The 15,636-nt window shown below is 41.7% G+C and carries 20 protein-coding genes; 12 read left to right on the top strand and 8 right to left on the bottom strand.

What is annotated here, in order from left to right; translation table 11 throughout:
- Nucleotides 1–54: 54 nt before the first annotated feature.
- From HC643_RS15305 to HC643_RS15280, 6 genes are all read left to right on the top strand, one after another.
- Nucleotides 55–1,170 carry a spore photoproduct lyase family protein gene (locus HC643_RS15305; RefSeq protein WP_167844693.1) on the top strand — a complete coding sequence of 372 codons (1,116 nt, stop codon included), beginning with the start codon at nt 55–57 and terminating at the stop codon, nt 1,168–1,170.
- Nucleotides 1,171–1,339: 169 nt separating this feature from the next.
- Entirely contained in the window at nt 1,340–1,609 is a 270-nt protein-coding gene (locus tag HC643_RS15300) for a hypothetical protein (protein WP_038086519.1), read from the top strand.
- Complete coding sequence (locus HC643_RS15295; RefSeq protein WP_038086516.1) at nt 1,606–2,052, top strand: type II toxin-antitoxin system VapC family toxin; 447 nt, start codon at nt 1,606–1,608, stop codon at nt 2,050–2,052. Before HC643_RS15300 ends, HC643_RS15295 begins: the two co-directional genes overlap by 4 nt.
- A 36-nt stretch (nt 2,053–2,088) precedes the next feature.
- On the top strand, nt 2,089–2,421 hold the full coding sequence (locus tag HC643_RS15290) for a hypothetical protein (protein ID WP_038086512.1): 333 nt from the start codon (nt 2,089–2,091) through the stop codon (nt 2,419–2,421).
- Entirely contained in the window at nt 2,403–2,771 is a 369-nt protein-coding gene (locus HC643_RS15285; protein ID WP_038086507.1) for a pentapeptide repeat-containing protein, read from the top strand. Before HC643_RS15290 ends, HC643_RS15285 begins: the two co-directional genes overlap by 19 nt.
- Nucleotides 2,772–2,829: 58 nt before the next feature.
- Nucleotides 2,830–3,201, top strand: a complete 372-nt coding sequence (locus HC643_RS15280; protein ID WP_038086504.1) for a hypothetical protein — start codon at nt 2,830–2,832, stop codon at nt 3,199–3,201.
- 4 nt (nt 3,202–3,205) lie between these two features.
- Here the strand turns inward: HC643_RS15280 and HC643_RS15275 are convergent, their stop codons facing one another.
- The 3 genes from HC643_RS15275 to HC643_RS15265 are packed head-to-tail and all read right to left on the bottom strand — an operon-like array spanning nt 3,206 to nt 5,120.
- A complete protein-coding gene (locus HC643_RS15275; RefSeq protein ID WP_038086500.1) occupies nt 3,206–3,568 on the bottom strand; it encodes a hypothetical protein in 363 nt (120 codons plus the stop codon).
- Between the two features lie 8 nt (nt 3,569–3,576).
- The gene (locus tag HC643_RS15270) at nt 3,577–4,308 is read right to left on the bottom strand and encodes a class I SAM-dependent methyltransferase (RefSeq protein ID WP_038086497.1); all 732 of its coding nucleotides are present in this window, start codon (nt 4,306–4,308) and stop codon (nt 3,577–3,579) included.
- Nucleotides 4,309–4,322: 14 nt separating this feature from the next.
- On the bottom strand, nt 4,323–5,120 hold the full coding sequence (locus HC643_RS15265) for a PhzF family phenazine biosynthesis protein (protein ID WP_038086493.1): 798 nt from the start codon (nt 5,118–5,120) through the stop codon (nt 4,323–4,325).
- A 139-nt stretch (nt 5,121–5,259) separates the two neighbouring features.
- On the opposite strand from HC643_RS15265, the gene HC643_RS42100 reads away from it, so the two are divergent.
- A complete protein-coding gene (locus HC643_RS42100; protein ID WP_272899742.1) occupies nt 5,260–5,382 on the top strand; it encodes a hypothetical protein in 123 nt (40 codons plus the stop codon).
- A gap of 144 nt (nt 5,383–5,526) precedes the next feature.
- Here the strand turns inward: HC643_RS42100 and HC643_RS15260 are convergent, their stop codons facing one another.
- From HC643_RS15260 to HC643_RS15250, 3 genes are all read right to left on the bottom strand, one after another.
- On the bottom strand, nt 5,527–6,666 hold the full coding sequence (locus HC643_RS15260) for an RNA-guided endonuclease InsQ/TnpB family protein (protein WP_237265884.1): 1,140 nt from the start codon (nt 6,664–6,666) through the stop codon (nt 5,527–5,529).
- Nucleotides 6,639–6,776, bottom strand: a complete 138-nt coding sequence (locus tag HC643_RS15255) for a hypothetical protein (protein ID WP_162002295.1) — start codon at nt 6,774–6,776, stop codon at nt 6,639–6,641. The genes HC643_RS15260 and HC643_RS15255 overlap by 28 nt, the downstream gene beginning before the upstream one ends.
- 190 nt (nt 6,777–6,966) lie before the next feature.
- The gene (locus HC643_RS15250; protein ID WP_038074519.1) at nt 6,967–7,239 is read right to left on the bottom strand and encodes a helix-turn-helix domain-containing protein; all 273 of its coding nucleotides are present in this window, start codon (nt 7,237–7,239) and stop codon (nt 6,967–6,969) included.
- Between the two features lie 224 nt (nt 7,240–7,463).
- On the opposite strand from HC643_RS15250, the gene HC643_RS42400 reads away from it, so the two are divergent.
- From HC643_RS42400 to HC643_RS15230, 4 genes are all read left to right on the top strand, one after another.
- Nucleotides 7,464–8,597 carry a hypothetical protein gene (locus HC643_RS42400; protein ID WP_167844692.1) on the top strand — a complete coding sequence of 378 codons (1,134 nt, stop codon included), beginning with the start codon at nt 7,464–7,466 and terminating at the stop codon, nt 8,595–8,597.
- 422 nt (nt 8,598–9,019) lie between these two features.
- The gene (locus HC643_RS15240; RefSeq protein ID WP_038074522.1) at nt 9,020–9,262 is read left to right on the top strand and encodes a hypothetical protein; all 243 of its coding nucleotides are present in this window, start codon (nt 9,020–9,022) and stop codon (nt 9,260–9,262) included.
- 46 nt (nt 9,263–9,308) lie between these two features.
- On the top strand, nt 9,309–11,390 hold the full coding sequence (locus HC643_RS15235; RefSeq protein ID WP_038074526.1) for a phospholipase D-like domain-containing protein: 2,082 nt from the start codon (nt 9,309–9,311) through the stop codon (nt 11,388–11,390).
- Nucleotides 11,391–11,491: 101 nt separating this feature from the next.
- Entirely contained in the window at nt 11,492–11,656 is a 165-nt protein-coding gene (locus tag HC643_RS15230) for a hypothetical protein (RefSeq protein WP_153021466.1), read from the top strand.
- 236 nt (nt 11,657–11,892) lie between these two features.
- On the opposite strand, the gene HC643_RS15225 is transcribed toward HC643_RS15230, so the two are convergent.
- Complete coding sequence (locus HC643_RS15225) at nt 11,893–12,303, bottom strand: KGK domain-containing protein (RefSeq protein WP_038074528.1); 411 nt, start codon at nt 12,301–12,303, stop codon at nt 11,893–11,895.
- 268 nt (nt 12,304–12,571) lie between these two features.
- The gene (locus HC643_RS40830; RefSeq protein ID WP_153021465.1) at nt 12,572–12,907 is read right to left on the bottom strand and encodes a hypothetical protein; all 336 of its coding nucleotides are present in this window, start codon (nt 12,905–12,907) and stop codon (nt 12,572–12,574) included.
- Between HC643_RS40830 and ppsA the strand changes: the two genes are divergently transcribed.
- Nucleotides 12,908–15,523 carry a phosphoenolpyruvate synthase gene (gene ppsA / locus HC643_RS15215; protein ID WP_038074532.1) on the top strand — a complete coding sequence of 872 codons (2,616 nt, stop codon included), beginning with the start codon at nt 12,908–12,910 and terminating at the stop codon, nt 15,521–15,523. It abuts the gene before it with no gap.
- The last annotated feature ends 113 nt before the right edge of the window (nt 15,524–15,636 follow it).

Genomic DNA, 15,636 nt, shown 5'->3' with positions numbered 1-15,636 from the left:
AATAGACAAAGGTATTCAGTATATCCTGAGGTGTTGAGAGCACGAAGAAATTAAATGGCATTAAACCTGTCCGAATCTTCTCAATCGACACAACCGCTTCAACCAGATTCCCTGCGTCGGTTACTGAATATTAAAGAGATTTACTACGAACCTGCTGTTAAGGACTGCGCTAGAGGTCAAGAGATTCTAGCACAGTACCCTGATGCCAAACTCATTGAAGTCGCTTCTCATTGGAAAATTCCAGAACTACATGGAAATTCTGAATCAGTAGAAGACTGGAACCGCATCAAGCGCAATGTTCTAGTTTTGGGTGTGAAGAAATCTATTCAAAGTCGCCCTAACTGTAGATCTTCAGATTTTATAGCACCTTCTCACGCAAACGGTTGTGCCATGGCTTGTGCGTATTGTTATGTCGCTCGTCGTAAAGGCTATGCCAACCCCATAACGACCTTTGTTAACATTGAACAAATCACCCGGTATATAGAGAGACACGCTAATAAACAGGGCATCAAGCAAGAGCCAAATCAAGTAGACCCCAAATACTGGGTTTATGAGATTGGTGAAAATAGTGATTGCTCCGTGGATGCAGCAATTTGCGATAACGTTAAAGACTTAATTGCAAAGTTCCGACATTTGCCCAACGCTAAAGCAACCTTTGCAACCAAACGGGTTAATCGGGATTTGCTTGATTGCGATCCACAAGGAAAAACACGTATTCGCTTCAGTCTCATGCCTGAGTCAATGGCTAAAGTGGTAGATGTTCGCACTTCAAGTATTCCAGAACGTATTGCTGCGGTGAATGATTTTGTTGCTGCGGGGTATGAAGTCCACCTGAACTTTGCACCTGTTATTTACTACCAAAGATGGTTAACAGATTACGAAGAGTTGTTCAAACTAGTAGACGATACCCTCTCATCCCAAGCCAAGCAGCAATTGCAAGCAGAAGTTATCTTTCTAACACACAATGACGAGCTTCATGAGGTGAATATGGGTTGGCATCCTCAAGCCGAGGACATTTTGTGGCAACCTGAAGTGCAAGAAGTCAAGTATTCCCAGACAGGGGGGAAGAATGTACGTTACAAACGGGGTCTTAAGGGAAAACTAGTAGAGCAATTTTGCCACCAGCTAGGGCAGCAATTACCCTATTGCAACATCCGCTACGCTTTTTAATTTATCCCAGCACTTACGCAACCTCAACGTATTTTTGGGATTTTACATATTGCAAATTCCTCCACCTCCCCTCTTAAAAAGAGGAACTATGCGTAAGTTTTATATCCGTATAATATTCGTTTATCATAATAATTGTGGAGTATGTAAGAATAAGAAAAATATTTGTATTATGGTTATTAAGCTTGAATTGAAACCGGAAGTCGAAGCACGTCTCATTGCCAAAGCCACTGCACAAGGGGTTTCCATAGAAACTTACCTTGAATCTCTTATTGAAGAAAGATTGACCGAGCGAGAAGGAAAAATTTTAGCGGGAAACGATTGGCATAGTATACTGAACGAACTGGGTAAAAGTTCTTCTCTTACGAAAGCACAGCCTCTTTCAGATGATGCTATTAGCCGTGAAAGCATTTATCGCGAGAGAGAAGATAGCCAGCTATGAGTTATTTAGTAGATACAAATATTTTGTTAAGATTAGTACACAAATCTGACTCTATGCACCTTATTACTAAAGGTGTATTAGTCACACTTCAAAAGCAAGGAGAAGCTCTCTGGATAGTTCCACAAAATCTAATTGAATTTTGGGCAGTTGCTACACGCCCCACAAATGGCAATGGACTGGGATTAACAGCAAGCGAGGCATATCAAGAAATGTCTCTTCTAAAACGTCTGTTTTCTGTTAAAGAAGATGTTCCAGGGATTGCTACTATCTGGGAAAGCTTAGTTGTTAAGTATCAAGTTTTGGGAAAGCAGACACACGATACACGGTTAGTAGCCGCGATGATAGCTCATCAAATAACTTACTTGCTGTCGTTTAACGTCAATGATTTCAAACGTTTTTCAGAAATTCAAGTTGTAGATCCCCGGAACTTCAAGGGAGAATAAAAGAATAGTGACTTATTAGCCAAAAGATGTAGGGATATGGACAAGTTTATAAGTCTAGAAGAATTCAAGCAGCTATTGGAGCAAGAGCAAAAATGCCCGGAGTTTCTACCAAAACCTTTGCAAGCCCTTTGGTACGACAAAAAAGGCGACTGGAATCGGGCGCATGAAATAGTACAAGATGCTAGTGATGCAGACAGTGCTTGGGTTCACGCTTACTTGCACCGTAAAGAGGGAGATCCCAGTAATGCTCGCTATTGGTACAGACGCAGCAATCAGCCAGAATCAAAAGAAAGCTTAACTCAAGAGTGGGAACAAATAGCTTCTTGTTTGCTAGTGAAGGTGAAACAAACATGGATGCAGATGAACTGAAGCAGCGCTATATAGCGGGGGAGCGAGATTTCCCAACAGCCAAGCTCATTGGCGCAAAGCTGATAGAAGCTAACCTAGCTGGAGTCAATTTATTTGCAGCAGACTTAACTGCGGCTAACCTTGCTAAAGCCAAATTATGGGGAGCTAACTTAGGAGGAGCCAACTTAGCGAAAGCAAACTTAACGCGAGCTAACCTAAGCGGTGCAAACCTACATGAAGCCAATCTTAGGGGAGCCAAATTAAACTATGCCAAGCTGTATGGAGCTAATCTCAGTGGAGCTTGCTACGACGACACAACTCGCTTTTCTAGAGGCTTCGATCCTGTTAGTAAAAACATGAAAAAGTTATAATTGTAATGTTAATACCGGACGTTCAAGCACAATAGGAATAAGTTCGTGGAACTACTTCATGACAGACATTAGCGGTACTTGGCTTGGAACATACTGGCAGCAAGGGATTCCCACTCGTTTTGAAATGACACTTATTCAAGGTGGGAACACTTTGACTGGTAATATTCTGGATGACAGTTATTTAGGAGAAGCCCAGTTAACTGGTGAAGTCATTGGGCGTCGTATAAGTTTTAACAAAGGCTACCTCACGACCTCAACTGAAGCCGTGGCTTATGTTGGTACAATTTCAGAAAATGAAGATTTTATGCAAGGACAATGGAGCATCAAACTTTGGGATTTTGGTCCTTGGGAAGCCAAACGCACTGGAGAATCACTGTTAGCAGACTTACAAACCCGTCTGGAAAAACGGGTTTCTCTTACTGGTTCGTGAATCATTAAATAGATTGACTCGTTATTTCACCTTCTACCTGAAAAAAATCTTTTGTAAATGAAATAGCAGCTTCTTCATTGAAACCTTTACAGGTGTAGAGAAAAATTGAAAAGAATTTGTGGTAACTCCAAATATAAGCAGAAATTCCAGAGTCAATCAGAGGAAGAAAAGCATCAAAGCCTTGATTTTCCTCTTTTCCCATACCACTACTTGGAGAAAAAATGACAGCTTCTCCATAAGAGCGGACCTCAAGATGCTCTGCAATTTCTTTAAGGTAATTGGCTAAAACTTCTCGCGTGACTTCAATGTTAAAAAATCCTTCTATTAACAGTCTTTGTCGGAATATTTCAGGAGCCAAATTTTTCACATGTCACCTCAACAATTTGATTTCTTTGCAATAAATGCTGCATGCTTTGGCGGTAAATTGTACTCACCATAATTTGTCATTGTTTGAACTTCAAAGCCAACGCGATGAAGTTGTTCTATAACTTCTATAGTCTCATATAATTGCTGACGGTGTACTTCATCATCCCGTCGGTAGTGTTCTCCCACCTTGCGAAACGTGATAATCCGACGAGTTAATATTCTTTGCTCTCGATCTTCTTCTTTTTCAACCAGTACAATCCAATCTTTACCTTCGGTAAAGTTTTTAGTTGGGTTTTCTTGTATGACTTGTCCCGGTTCTGCTATGTCAAAGATGAAGACACCTCCAGGGGTTAATGCTTTATAAATGCGCCTGAAGAGATGAACCAACATCTTGCGATCGCTGTTTGGCTCGAACAGATAATTAAGGCATTCACCAATAGAAGTCACAGCCTGACACGATGGAATTTCAATTTGAAATAGCGATCCAAGTTGGAATTTTGCACCTCGAACTCTTGTTCGTGCAATATCAATCATGGACTCAGAAATATCAACTCCAAAAACCTGATAATTCGCTTTCACAAACTCTTGTGCAGATAATCCACTTCCGCACCCCAAGTCTACGACCAACCCTTCCTTAATGTTGTTTTGTTTTAAAATTTCTAATATTCCAGGAGCGGATTTTAGAGCATAATCGCTGAAACCAACATCGTGAATAAATGCAAGGTCTTCTCTATACCACATCTTTCAATAAATCCTTAAAATATTAATTCACCCCGCAAAACCGTAACTGCTTGTCCGGCTAAATATACGCGATCGCCTCCTTCATACCGAACCTTTAATATTCCACCACGGTTGGAAGCCTGATATGCCAAAAACTCATTCTTACCCAAGCGATCGCGCCAAAAAGGAGCAAGACAGCAATGGGCTGCACCAGTCACGGGGTCTTCATTAATTCCCAAGCTAGGTGCAAAAAAGCGAGAAACAAAATCGAACTCTGAATCTGGATTTGTTGAACTAGTTACAATAATATCGGCAGCAGGTAAACTTTTTAGTAATTCAAAATTGGGCTGCATTTGTCTTACTAATTCTTCAGACTCTACCTCTACTAAATAACCCAAAGAATTTTGCAAAACTGTTTTTAAAGGAACACCTAAAGCTTCTCCTAACGCTGAAGGTGCAGTGGTGGCTTCAGAATGATTTACAGGAAAATCCAGTTCGATCCAACTACCTAACTTCTTAGCAATTAATAGCCCACTTTTCGTATGAAAACGAGCAATTTCATCCGGTAATAAATGAGCCTCCGACCATAGAACATGAGAACTTGCTAAAGTTGCATGACCGCATAATGGAACTTCTGTTGTAGGCGTAAACCAACGCAAATGAAAACCATCCTCTTGCCTGACCAAAAACGCAGTTTCAGATAGATTCATTTCCTGCGCCACTTTTTGCATCCACTCCTCTGACTGAGGTGCGGGTAAAACGCAGACAGCAGCCGGGTTACCTGCAAAAGGTGTGTTAGTGAATGCATCGACTTGAGTAATGATTTGTCCCATAGTTTTTTCTAGCAGCTGTGATTTTACCGTGAAGTTAGCCTGACATACTAAATTGTAGACTCACCGCGATCGTATTTTATACAGTGTTATAAATATTACATATAGACGCCTCGAACTTTACTAGTACAAGAAGAAAGCGATGAACCGATACAATATCAAAAACAAAATTTCTCAAACCCGTTTATTGCTACCCACGCTGCTATCTCAATACCACTTAACCAATATCGGCGATCGCTCCTCTAATTTCTGGATGGGCTGCTAGCCAGTAAGCGATAAGCATCACCCGCTCCGAAATACCTATGCAAAGCTATTCAGTACTAGGTGGTAGCGTTATTTACCTAATAACAGCCTTGCTGATTTCTTCCTGCTTCGTCCTGGGGATGTCGGCATCCTCCAGTCCACAGGCTCATCCCGAAGAGCTTTCGGTGGTAAACGCATATTTCCATAAGTTAATTGCAGCGTTTAAGTCCCTGTCACACTTAAAATTACAAACCTCACAATGGTAGATTCGTTCATCTAATGTGAGGGATTTTTTAAGATGACCACATTTGGAACAGGACTTTGAACTTGGATAAAATCTATCCGCCACAATCAACTTTGTTCCAACCAGTTTACACTTGTACTCTAACTGGCGTCTCAACTCATAAAAACTCATATCCTGCACGGCGGCGGCTAGCTTATGATTTGCCATCATCCCTCTTACATTTAAGTCTTCTATCGTTACAAAGCTGTGGTTTTTGGCTATGTAAGTAGTTAACTTATGCAAGTAATCTTTTCGGAGATTGGCAACTCTTCTATGTAGCCGTGCAATCTGCATTTGTGCTTTTTTCCAATTAGCAGAGCCTTTAACTTTATTCCGGTGTAACCACTGCATTCGGCTTAATTTAGCTTGATGCTGTTTGTCAGCTTTTACTCCTTCAAACACTTTTCCAGTGCTGAGAGTGGCTAATGCTTTAACACCTAAATCTACCCCTACATCGGGATGCATCCACGTTAGGGAGCATCCTGGCTCTAAATCCTTGACCTCTACTTTGTAGCTGATAAACCATCTGTCAGCTTCACGGGAAATCGTACAAGTCTTGATAGGAACGGAAGGTACTTTCTCGTAAGTTTTCAGAATTCCTATTACCGGAACTTGAATTCTTTTCACTCCTTTTACTTTGATTGTCCCTTCCAAGGTAAAAGAATCCTGTTTCCCTTTCTTCTTAAACTTAGGTACTCCCTTTCGTTTTTCCAAGCCATCTTTCCATGCTACTCGCAACGCTCTTAACGCCATTTGCGGTGTGGATTTACTGCATTCGTAATACCACTTATTCTCAGGTTTAACTAGTGCAACTAGCCATTTATGCAACTCAATTGCGCTTGGGAATGGGATTTTATCGTCTGGGTTAACTTTATTGTGCTCTAGGAGCTGCTTGGTTAATCCTAATCCCCAGTTCCAGGCATGACGTGCAACCCCACAATGTTTTAACATCATTGTTCGTTGCCGATTATTTAGCTTTAGTTCGGTTTTAAATCCTAATAACATGGCAACGCTTTCATCCATTCTCGAATTGCTTGTGACTTGTTCGATCCTTGCGCTTCGGCATACTTTTCCAGCTTAGTTAGCTCTAGTTCGGTGAGTAAAACTTTCACCCATTTATCTCGGTGTACCATATTGTCCCTTTTCCTATGTAGTCATATCATGTCTATATTATGACTATCTCACCAGTCGAGAACACCGTATCTATCCCGAATACAAAATCAAAAAGCTCTGCAATTTTGCCGAGCCCTGCATAGCTTTGTATAGAGATTAAGTTACAGTTACTAGCCCTCCAATTTTAGCGAGATCGCGATAAATCGCTGCTTATTCTGAAGATGGCTCTGATTTAGTCCGCTTTCTGGTTCTTCTTTGCGGAATATCTTCAGGTTGCCTCATTTGTAGTAGCTCGCCCACATCCTTACCAAAGTAGTTGCACAGGACTTCTACGGTAGCCACATCGACCCTGCTGAATTTGTTTGTAAATAAACGGTTGATGGTCGTGATATCCAACCCTGTGTCTCTTGAGAGCTGTCTTTGAGACAACTGGGGGTCTTTTTCTGCCATCAACACGGCTAAACGACAGTACATCTTTTTCATGCCCCTATAGTACTGATAGATACAAATAAGCACAATTTTGGCATTAAAACAAACAATACAAATTTTTAAGTAAATAAAATATGCTTATTTTTTTTATTCATATGCACTAAAACATACGATAATAAAAAAAGAGCAAATAAAATTTGCCAAAAAACAAAGGCGATCGCTCTGACATTAGTCAAAATGCGATCGCCCTCTATAAAAACCTATAACTATTACTTATCATGCCACAACTTCAAGCTTTTGCATCAAACGAACAGATTCTTGCTCAAAGAGAATTCAACCAATACGTTGAAGCGCAAGCCAACGCCATAGCGCCAGAAGCCCCTGGTGATTCTTTTGGTAACCTTGCTCTTGCCAGCCAAAACATCCTGGTCCACGCCATGATGCTCGCCCAACAAAAAGAGCACTTATCCAAAAGTGAGTATAAAAAGTGGCTATTGCAGCGCGGTTGGAAGAATGAAGACCGGAAGTACTTAAAAGTGGCTGAAGCGTTCGGGCACTTTGCCAGTCAAGATTTAGCAAAAATCGAGCCAGCGACTCTCTTCCGTTTGGCCAACAATCCCAAAAAGTACCAAAGCGTTATCGACCAACTGCGTTCTTTAACAGAAATTAACCAATCTGCCGTGCGGGACCTCATTGCCCAACAGCAACAACCCAAAGAACCAAAACCAGAACAACCGAGCATCTGGCGGCGGACGAAGAATGGTGGAAGATATTGCCAAATTCCACCGATTCAAGAGGAGGGCGAACAGACTGGTACTGCCTTGCAAAAGATGATGGATGAGGAGGGGTTGACGGCACAGCGTATTGTGGCTGAGGCTATAGCATTGCGGCAGGCATACAAAGAAGGTCGATTGGTGTTGGTAGAAAGTTTTAAGCAACCAAGTGAAGAAGAAGTTTGGGTTGGGGACAATACAGACGCTAACACTGAGGGTGAATGGACTTTCGAGCCTGCACCGGAAAAAGATGATTGTATGGAAGACGATGATGTGGTTGTTGAATCCAAACCAGAGCGCGGCACCCTGTCTCCCGTCGAGTTGTTAATTGAGACGTTTCAGAATGCTACGACTTGGGAGGAAATCAGAGTGGCTGTAGCCGTTCGCGAAGACTGCAAGCAAGAGGCATGGCAGGCACTGACACCTGTTGAGAAAAAGCGAGTGAGAACGTTAATGCCAATTGAGGTCAAGAAACTAAAAGAAGCGAAGAAGGCTGGTTTGATTGTGGATTTTCAAGAACTCAGAGAGGGTGTTTATCAGGTGCGGAGAATGGGGAATGTACTGGGGGAAGTTGTGAGTGCATCGAGGCTGGATGCTTTTTTGGCACAATTACGGGGAGGCGGGCAAAGTTTTGCTTGAAGTGGGATGGATGCGGCTATTAGCTTACTCATCTCGCTATCTATCAGAGTTACGATCGATTTGGTTAATAGTAAAATTTTGTAAATAACTTACATAAAACTTTACCATAACTCAGTAAATTCTTGGCTTCACTGAGTGATTTATATGTTTAAATGAATGAGATAAGTAAATGCATCTCCTGACTTATCAACTGCAAATATTCTTAATCATTAATAATAAGCAAGTGAAAATGGGTACAGAGCAAATTATCTCAATCCCCTTGCAGTTTTTTGGTTTTTCAGTCTTGGTTAATTTTGCCAACGATCCCTAATTTGAAGTCAGAGTAGTTGATACCCGTGTTGACCTTCATTCAATCTTGTTAACAATTAAGATGATCTACAGAATTGATGAAAACTCGAAATCATCAGAATTTCTCATCAGCGATGCTTTCCAGAAAAAGCGCCCAAAAAGCGATCGCATTAGTTTTTCTATTTAACTTACCAGGAGGAGTGACTCTGTCATCAGAGGCTTGTTTGCAAATTAGTCCTTTAGGAAACTATAAAGTTTTTGCGTTAGTGCCTGCACCTCAAGGCTTTCCGGAAGGTATTGCCGTTGAAAACAACACGGTTTATGTTTGCGCTTCTGCAATCGCTATTAATTTTTTGCATACACAATCATTTATTTAAAGATGGGAAATTAATTGCCGAAAGATAAAGTTTGTATTACACCTATATGAAATATAACAAAAAGATATTAAATATTGTTGAATATACTTCCATTGCTGGTTCCGCAATAGGAACCGTAGCAGCGATCGCAACACAACAAGCTGTCTATGCAGTGGCTCCCTTGACTTTAGCTCTTTCTTTCAATGTCATTAACCGCAATCGATTTCAGCAGCGACTACAGCAGCAGGTAAAAACAACAGATACCGCTGTGCAAAACCAGCTTCAATCTCTAAAACAAAAAATTCAAACACTGCCATCTGTTGCCAATCTCAATCCCATTACCCAGTCCTTAGAACAATTGCAGCAGCAAACCGAGGTGTTAACCAAATGCTTGGATACTCCAGTAAAACCAATGGAAATTGAGGAGTTGAGGGAAGTACCAGAACTCAATTCGATAACCGAATCTTTACAGAAATTAGAGCAAACGACCAAAACACTGATACAAAGGTTTGAGACGCGAGCGGAGGTACAAAACGTTGCAAATTTGACAGGGCAATTGAAAACTTTGGAAGCACGTCTCGCTCTTGTCCCAGAACCAGTTGATTTGAGCGAGATAGAAGCAAAACTGAGCGCTTTGGAAACGCAGTTACCTCAAGTTTTTCAAATCTCCCAGCAGCTACAAGCATTACCCCCATCCTTTGATTTAAGTGCGTTGGAGCAGCGAATTACCCAACAGCAAGTCCAATACGATCGCGTAGTACAGCACGTACAAGCAGAGATTAAGCGTTTAAGCGAGATAACTGCGATCGCTAACCAACATATAGATAATCTGCCTCCTGTTGATTTGAGTAGAATAGAAGAAGCCATCTCAAGCCTTAGGACTCAGCTAAGTGACCTCAAACAACAATTTAGTTCTCGATTGGAACCATCGGAAATTGAACGTTTAAACAGGGCGATTGTTTTTACCAACGAGCGGATTGATAATCTACCTCCTTTACCCGAACCTGTTGATTTGAGTGAAATAGAGCAAGTTAATACAAAGTTTGAACAACTCGCACACAACTTTCAAACTGTTAATAAATGGGAATTAGAGATTGAAAAGTTAAAAGAACTCTATATAGCTTTCAATCAAATCACTGAAATGCGACAAGATATAGAAAATTTAGATGTCAGCACCTCTGACTTGCACGATGCAACTTGGCAGTTAACAAATAAAGTCAGTAAGGTAATAGCACAATTAGATGAATATGTTCAACTTTTTTCAAAAATTCCAGGTCAAATAGAGGGTATCGAACGCCTAAATAGCGAACTAGAGAAAAGAACAGAGTTGCTAGATGAGCGAACTTTAAATTTAAGTCAAATGGAAGACAAATTAGAAGATGTACGGCAAGTAACAAACCGATTGAATCAAAAAACAGAGCGTTTGTTAAACCGTACTAATAACTTTGAAAAAATGCTAAGCAACTTACAACAATCAACAACTCACTATGCGAAGGCAGAAGATATACAGAAGATGTTAACGACCCTATCCGAGGAAACAACAGGTCAAGTGAATAGCGTAGTAGAACAAAAGCTAGCTGGAATTAATCGATTGCTCAAGAAGATTCAACCTCAATATGAGTACAAACTTGTATATGATAGAACCGAGAGTAGAGCTTTGTTATTGAAGGCAACTAGAGAAGTAAAAGAGCGTCTTATCTTAGTTTGTCCTTGGTTGCATTGGGGTATTCGTGGAAACGATGGAGAATTGATACGTTATTTTCGTGCTCTTTTGCAACGGCAATCTCGTATCGATATCGGTTGGGGACATAAAACAGATATGGAAGATGAAGATTTTCGTAATTCATCCGCACCTACCCGCCATCGCTTTACAACTCTGTTTAATATGTATTCTGCTTTGGAAGATTTAGAGAAAATGGAAAAACACTACCCCAATCGGTTGAAGCTCAAGCTTTTAGGAACTCATGAAAAGTTTTTGGTATGCGATCGCTCTTGGGCTATGTTGGGAAGCCATAACTTTTTAAGTTCGGGTGATAAATCCAAAGAGCGCGAATTAGGTCTACTAACTAACGATCCGCGTATTATTCAGGATTTGATTTCACGATTTGACAGCGCAGAAGACTTGGAGAAGACAACAGCAAAGGTTTAAGTAGGTGCGAACTACAGGAATTTACCAAATTCTAGTGCTGTTCCAAAACTTGCGTACCCATGCTTTGTGAGATAAGCGAAAACCTTCTTCAAAGGCTCTAAATGGATTTAACATTTAAGCTTCTGTTGTTCCAAATTTACAGACAGTCTTATGTTTCCCATATAGCGATCGCAATGATTTTGCAAACAAGCGCAAGATGCACTGTTAGTTGCGCTCGCTCTGGAAATCTTGTGAAAACTCGCGTTATTGGTTTGCTCAGAGTTTGAGACTTGTCTTCACTACCAATTACATTTGCGGTTGCATTTTACAGTTTTAGTTGACCTGGAGAGTAGGTAAGAAGTGTAGTCCAAGGAGTGCGATAAGCGCTCTTTCAGCTTGCGCTTCGCGATAAGCCGGGTACGGCTTGCGCCTTCATGCGATCGCACTTGGCGCAAATTTGCCAAAGCGTTTGGCTTAAAAGCATTTTCAAGCAGCAAGTCTACCTACTTTCACCCTCCCTATTTTATATTAATTTCCTTATATCATCTAAAGGCGATTCAGGATCATCAGGTTCATCAGGACAAAATTCTAAATAAACTTGATTTAGCTTCTGATTGATAATTGATTGACTTACTTGAATTTTCAGCTTTCCTTTCTGCCAACCTTTGCCACAAATTCTAAGAATCTGGCAATTTTTAATAGAGTGAAATTGAATTTCACTTAATTCGATATGTTCTTGAACAATAGAGGCTTTAGCGAATGAGCCAATAACTAAACCTTGAGGTTTTTGAGTTTGTTGATTGTAAATTATTTGATTTAACTTAAGACTCATGTCCGTAGAGAGCAATTCTTTTAATCTACTGATTTTAAACGTATCTTTTTCAAAAAGAATGACATCATCATCACAGACTAGAGGGGTAAATTTATTATTCATATCAATGCCATTAAGTTAGATGTTACTCTTCTTCACTTTTATTTTTATTTAAGTAGCAATATAGCAATTCTCACTTTCATGAGATATGGAAAGGGGAGCATCCCAAAGAGCGCCAATTGCCCTCAGAATGGAATTCACCGACGGCAGGCGCTTCAACGGGGGGAACCCTCCGCAGTTGCTCCTCTTGGGCAAAGCCCAAGACCGCACTGCTCTCCGCACGGCGCTGCTCTGGGCAACGCGCTGCCTCGGCTATACAAACAAAGTCCACCTACGTGGACTTTGTATACAGTCCGCGCAGGCGGTGAGACCAGTGCTGTAGGCGGTGAGACCAGTGCTGTAGGCGGTGAGACCAGTGCTGTAGGCGGTGAGACCAGTGCTGTAGGCGGGTTTCCCGCGCCCTGGGGACTGGCGAACCCGAAGGGGTTTCCCGCGCCCTGGGGACTGGCGAACCCGAAGGGACTTTGTTTGTGTAGCCCCAGAATTCTATTCTGAGGGCAATTGTAAATTTGGGATGCTCAATCTCAAAGGCACGAACAATAGAGCGTCGTTTTAGCCAGAAGGATATCATCAAAATATCAAAGAGAGAATTGTCAGAGGTAAACATATGAGTTCATATGTGCTTGGTTTTCAGGAAATTGACAAAACAAAACTCTTGGTTGTTGGGGGTAAAGGCGCGAACCTGGGGGAACTTTACAAGATTGAAGGAATCCGCGTACCCGATGGCTTTTGTATTTCTACTGAAGCCTTTAAAAGAATCATTGGGAAAACGTCGTCGATTAACGAATTACTGGACCAATTATCGCTTCTAAAGGTGGAAGACCGGGATAAAATCCGCGAACTTAGCGGTGAGATTCGCATGGGCATTGAAGAGATAGCCATTCCTGAAAACATTTGTGAAGAGATTACCCAACTTCTCTCCGGGCTTGGAGAAAACAATGCCTACGCAGTACGATCGAGCGCAACTGCAGAGGATTTACTGACGGCCTCCTTTGCCGGACAACAGGATACGTATTTGAACATTATCGGAAACGAGGCAATCTTAAAGCATATCGGCAAGTGCTGGGCGTCACTATTTACCGAGAGGGCAATAATTTACCGCCTTCAAAACGGCTTCGACCACCGTAAAGTCTACCAGGCTGTGGTTGTCCAGAAGATGGTCTTTCCGCTGGCGGCAGGAATTTTGTTTACTGCCGATCCCGTCACTTCTAACAGGAAGGTGTTATCCATTGATGCGGGCTTCGGACTTGGTGAGGCCACAGTCTCCGGTCTGGTGAATGCTGATAGCTACAAAGTGCGTGAAGGCAAGATTATCGATAAGAAGATATCCACAAAGAAGTTGGCTATTAATGCCCTGAAAGATGGCGGTACGAACAAGCAGGAGATCGAGCCTGAGCGGCAGAACAAGCAGGCGCTGACGGACGCGCAGATTTTGCAGCTGGCACACGTGGGCAGGAAGATCGAAGAACACTTCGGCTGCCCCCAAGACATCGAATGGTGTTTGGTTGATGATACATTTTATATTGTCCAGAGCCGACCGATCGCTACTTTGTACCCCATCCCTGAAGCAAGCGATCGCTCAAATCACGTTTATCTATCTGTCGGTCATCAGCAAATGATGACCGACCCCATGAAACCATTGGGAATATCTTTATGGCAGTTAACCGCTGCCCGACCCATGTTTAAAGCTGGTGGAAGGTTGTTTGTTGATGTTACACGTGAACTGGCTTCACCCGTTAAAAGAGAAATGGTAGTAGATGTCCTGGGAAAATCCGACCCGCTCATCAAAGATGCATTGATGACCATCATAGAGTGGGAAGATTTTATAAGAGCGTTACCAGATGATAAGAAAGAACAAAGTCCCGGTAAAAGCAATAAAGGTTTATCACCTGCGGATTTTCAAACACAAATCGAATACGCTCCGGCAATCGTCCCCGATCTGATTAAGCGCAGTCAAACATCGATAGAAGAGTTAAAACAAAACATCCAGACGAAATCAGGGCTGGATCTATTCGATTTTATTCTGGAAGACATCCAGCAATTGAAGAAGAGTTTATTCGATCCACAAAGTTTTGGTGTGATTGTGACTGCTATGAATGCTTCATCATGGCTCAATGAAAAAATGAAGGAGTGGTTAGGTGAAAAGAACGCAGCAGATACGCTTTCTCAATCTGTACCCAACAATATTACTTCGTCCATGGGTCTGGCGCTATTGGATATCGCGGATGCGATCCGTCCTTATCCAGAAGTAATCGATTATTTGCAGCATATAAAAGACGATAACTTTTTGGATGAACTGGTTAAGTTTAATGGTGGACAGGAGATCCGGGACGCCATCTATGCTTATCTCAACAAATACGGAATGCGATGTGCTGGAGAGATCGATATTACGAAAACCCGCTGGAGCGAAAAACCAAGTACACTGGTTCACCTAATTCTCAGTAATATCAAAAACTTTGAGCCTGGTGCCAGTAAGCGGAAATTCGAGCAAGGCCAACAGGAGGCTTTAAGAAAAGAACAAGAGTTACTAGATCGATTGAAGCAATTGCCGGATGGTGATGAAAAGGCTGAAGAAACAAAACGAAAGATCTGCCTGGTTCGGAATTTCATCGGTTATCGTGAATATCCAAAATACGGCATAGTTAGTCGCTATTTCGTTTACAAGCAGGCTTTACTGAAAGAAGCTGAACGACTCGTTCAAGCTAACGTTATTTATGAAAAAGAAGACATTTATTACCTCACTTTTGAAGAGCTTCGCGAAGTCGTACTCACAAATAAACTGGATTACCAAATCGTCAGCTATCGAAAAGACGAGTACAAATTATATGAAAGACTAACGCCACCACGTGTCATCACCTCTGACGGCGAAATCATTGCGGGTAAGTACAAACGGGAAAATCTCCCGGCTGAAGCTATTGTGGGTTTGCCTGTTTCTTCCGGAGTTGTAGAGGGACGGGCACGTGTCATTTTAAACATGGAAGATGCCGATTTGGAAGATGGAGATATATTAGTCACCTCCTTTACTGACCCCAGCTGGACACCGTTGTTTGTATCCATAAAAGGCTTGGTCACCGAAGTTGGTGGACTGATGACCCATGGAGCAGTTATCGCACGTGAATATGGCTTACCGACAGTTGTAGGAGTAGAAAATGCTACCAAACTGATAAAAGATGGGCAACAAATTCGCGTACATGGAACAGAAGGGTATGTAGAAATCCTATGATGGGGAAGATGTTGTCTTCCTGGTGGGAAACTGAATAAAAGATGAAAGCTAGGAAGGCAGCCCAGAACGGGCAAAGTTTTCTATCAGAGCAATTTTGAGTATATCTTCATCAT

It is taken from the genome of Tolypothrix bouteillei VB521301, from assembly GCF_000760695.4.
GTDB lineage: Bacteria > Cyanobacteriota > Cyanobacteriia > Cyanobacteriales > Nostocaceae > Scytonema > Scytonema bouteillei_A.
This window is presented reverse-complemented; position numbering and strand designations above follow the sequence as displayed.